This window comes from Micrococcus sp. UYEF5 (genome assembly GCF_040546065.1).
In the GTDB taxonomy this organism is placed as follows: Bacteria; Actinomycetota; Actinomycetes; order Actinomycetales; family Micrococcaceae; genus Micrococcus; species Micrococcus luteus.
Genome location: NZ_JBEPNB010000028.1, coordinates 1 through 2,138, shown reverse-complemented (window position 1 = coordinate 2,138; position 2,138 = coordinate 1). Strand labels below are relative to the sequence as shown.

The following is a 2,138-nucleotide window of genomic DNA, read 5'->3' as shown; positions in this document are numbered from 1 at the left end:
GAAGCAGGCCCTCGCCCAGCTCGCCGCGGCCTACCCCGACCGGATCAACCCCTACCTGTGACCACCCCGCTTACACAGACAAGTTGACACGCCCGCGAGCCGGGCGCCTACGTCGGCCCGGACCATCCTCGCTTCCGGACAAGCCCAGCCTTCGGTTATGCCGGATTCGTCATGCCGGAGTCTGCCGCACGAGGCTTTGGAGCGAAGTTCACCGCACTGAAGCGTCAGCTGTTCGCCTCGGAGATCGACCGAGCGAAACACCCCGGACGGTGGGAGTTCAAGGGGGCCAATCTGTTCCGGCCGGATACCCCCGCGCGCTTTCCGCAGCAGCTCCGCGTGTTCGATGCGCTCGTGCGGTCCGTCGTCGCCGACCACGCCGGCAAGCTGTTCTACTACGCCGACGAGAAGCAGCGTGGGACGCCCAAGCAGATCGGCCTCGACGTCGAGAAACGCGAAGCCGACGCCATGCGAGAGACTCTGAACCGTCTGGCCCGCCATGCCCACCATCACGGACATAACCTCATGGTGATCATCGATCAAATCAATGAGAAGACGCGAGTCGAACGCGTTGCATCGATGTATGCCCACATCTTCAGCCGAGCCGGCGACTTTCCGGAGATGCGGTGCATCGTGGAACCGCCCATGCACGTGGACAGTTCGCTGAGCTCCAACGTGCAGTTCGCCGACTGGGTCGCCGCCGCCGTCACACGCGCTGTCGATCACCAGCTCAACGACTCGTCCAAGTACGCCTGGGTCACCGACCCCCAGCGGCTGGCATCCATGAGGGGCAGCTTCACCTACGAGTCCAAACTGCACCTGTGGAACCGCGGCGTGCAGGACATCAACCACTCTGAGCTGTTCCACCGTGAACGGCGACTTGCCCCGACCCCGCATGGACAGCTTCTGGGGGCCTCGGTGGACCCCGAGGCGGCGGAGAAGATGGCGAAGATCTGGCGCTCGGGACGCTAAGACCTGGCGCCGCTGCTAGAGATCACCCCGGCCCTGCGTCAGGCGGAACACAGCCCCGCATATTCTGGTCCTCCGCGGGCTGCGGAGGACCAGAATATGCGGGCGGCGGGTGGACCACCTGGCGACACCGTTGCCGACGCGTTCATTCAACGCGCGGGGCATGCCCGGGCGTCACTGGGACAGGTTGTCGATCGCGTACTGCGCCTGGTCGGGCGTGAACTCCTCGCCGTATTCCGAGACCAGTTGGTCGTAGATCGCAGACGGCGACATGTCCATCATCTCCTGATAGCTCTTCGCTTTGGCCAGCGCATTGGCATTCCAGTCCACGTCCGTCATGTTGTCGATCGCGTACTGCGCCGCTTCTGGTGAGAACTGCTCACCGTACTCGGAGACCAGCTGGCCATAGATGCCCATCTTGGACATGTCCATGTTCTCTTCGTAGCTGTACGCCTTGCGAAGCGCCGACTGGTACTCCATCGGCACATCCCCGGCCTCATGCTCGGCTGCCGCTTCCGTCTCCTCCGAGAGCGTCGGCGTGGGCTCAGGGGTGGGCGTGGGCTCCGATGCAGGAGCAGACCCCGCAGTAGGGGTCGAGGTCGACGATGCAGCCGGCGTGGAGGATGCGCCCCCGGACGCGCCGTCCACCTCCAGCGCCGCATACTCCGGGATGCGGTTAATGATGGGCGTCATGTTCTCAACGAACCTGTTGAGTTCCTCACCGGGCTGGTAGCAGTCGGTGGCTGCACCGGTCACAGACTGCACGATGTCCTGCATTGGCATCGTGTACCTGCCACCGCCCGACTTCACAATGCGCTGGATCTCCTCAGGCTCGGCCATCAGACGGTCCAAGGTGTCGAGATACTTGGGATGGGCGACCGCGCGCAGCTGATCGCCCTGCTCCACCAACCCCGCCACGCGACGATCCCTATCGCTCATGACGAGGTCTTCCATGTAGAAGTCCACGCTGAAGTCCAGGACGTCTAACGCCAGACCACCGCGGTTGCCTGCCAGCTGTTCGCACGTCTCGGTGGCCGTCAGCTGCATGGGGCTCTCCGAGGCGGCGGGCGTCGGCGATGAGCCGCCCCCTTCATTCGGTCCGGACGTTCTGTGAGTCGTCGGTTTCCATTTGATGGGTGCACTGCCGAGCGTACTCGGCTGGGGTTAGGTAG

Annotated in this window: 1 protein-coding gene and 1 pseudogene; one reads left to right on the top strand and one right to left on the bottom strand. The window is 64.0% G+C overall.

Annotation, left to right across the window (positions count from 1 at the left end; all coding sequences use genetic code 11):
• Positions 1-135 precede the first annotated feature (135 nt).
• Positions 136-969 (top strand): annotated as a pseudogene (locus ABIB16_RS11260) (DUF3800 domain-containing protein); the annotation flags it as partial.
• Positions 970-1,140: 171 nt separating this feature from the next.
• Here the strand turns inward: ABIB16_RS11260 and ABIB16_RS11255 are convergent.
• Complete coding sequence (locus tag ABIB16_RS11255; RefSeq protein WP_231119478.1) at positions 1,141-2,013, bottom strand: Ltp family lipoprotein; 873 nt, start codon at positions 2,011-2,013, stop codon at positions 1,141-1,143.
• Positions 2,014-2,138 lie beyond the last annotated feature (125 nt).

Excerpts from the sequence above, each read along its gene's own strand:
- ABIB16_RS11255 (WP_231119478.1), bottom strand. The coding sequence starts at position 2,013 with ATGCAGCTGACGGCCACCGAGACGTGCGAACAGCTGGCAGGCAACCGC.